Source organism: Leeuwenhoekiella polynyae, assembly GCF_004104075.1.
GTDB lineage: Bacteria > Bacteroidota > Bacteroidia > Flavobacteriales > Flavobacteriaceae > Leeuwenhoekiella > Leeuwenhoekiella polynyae.
The window spans coordinates 1-1,216 of the sequence record NZ_QOVK01000044.1 but is presented as its reverse complement, the minus strand read 5'-3'; the positions used below and the strand labels follow the sequence as shown (position 1 = coordinate 1,216).

General features: G+C 45.7%; 1 protein-coding gene. It reads right to left on the bottom strand.

The genetic code is table 11. The features are described 5' to 3' along the window. The coding region (locus DSM02_RS20260; protein WP_128767287.1) for an IS1182 family transposase at positions 1-1,150 on the bottom strand (1,150 nt) is incomplete at its 3' end. Positions 1,151-1,216 lie beyond the last annotated feature (66 nt).

The following is a 1,216-nucleotide window of genomic DNA, read 5'->3' as shown; positions in this document are numbered from 1 at the left end:
AGTAACAGTCTTGCTCCAGATTGTAATGGAGTTGGTCGGGGTGGAAGGGATCAGGTTCCTTTTTTGCCTGCTTTTGTTCTTTATGGAAGTAATTGTACTTGACAAAGGCCTCTACACCTTCACCTTCCAGATAGGCGTAGTTCTCTTCGCTGCCATAGCCTGCGTCAGCGGTAATGGTATCTGGTGTGTGGCCAAAGCTTTCTTTATATTCTTCCAGATGGTCAATAAGTGTTGTGGTGTCTGCGGTGGTCTGGGCCAGGGTGTAGTTTGTGATGAACTGGTTGTTTGAACAGGCCTGTAGGTTGTAGCCCGCTTTGAGCTGCCCGTTTTTCATAGGATCCTCCTTCATCCGCATAAAGGTAGCATCGGGATCGGTCTTGCTCATCGAGTTGCGACCGCCCATTTGCTCTTGTTGGCTGTTATACTTTGCAATATTGCCGGGCCAGTTTCTCTTTGCATAATTGAGCTTCTGTTTGATCTTACTATCTGTCTTGTTGCCTTCCAGAGCTTTGTTGATCTGATCTATGGTCTTGGATACTTCTTCAGGATCAATGGCTTCAAAATTATCTGGCCCGTTGGGGCGCTGCTCTTCTTCGGCATAAACCGTCTCTACATAACGCCAGAGTTCTTTGAGCTGCTTTTTGATACGCTCACGCGAGTTGGCTATTGATTTTCCCCACACAAAGGTATAGCGGTTTGCATTGGCCTCGATCTTTGTGCCATCAACATAAATATCCTTAATGTTCAAGACCTGCTGCTGTGCCAGTAGCAGCACCACCTGGTTGAATATTTTCTTGAATTTGCCCTTGAGCTTACCACTGCGGAAGTTGGCGATGGTGTTGTGGTCCGGCCGTATATTGCCCGATAGCCACATAAAATGGATGTTCTCTCCAAGGGCCTGCTCTATCTTGCGGGAGGAATACAGGTTGCGAAGGTAGGCATAGATCAGTATTTTGAGCAATGTACGGGGATGGTAACTTGATGTACCTCCACCTTTATAAGTAACCTCAATGGAACTTATATCGATCCGGTTGACAATCGCATTTACTATACGTACGGGATGGTTCTGCGCTACAAAATCATCATAACTAGGCGGAAGCAGGCTCAACTGAGACTGATGGTCGGTCTTCCAAACAGGTTTTGCTTTCATTCCATGAAATTAAAACATATTCAGAATAAATCCTATAAAAAAAGGCTGCCTTTTTAGACAGCCTCC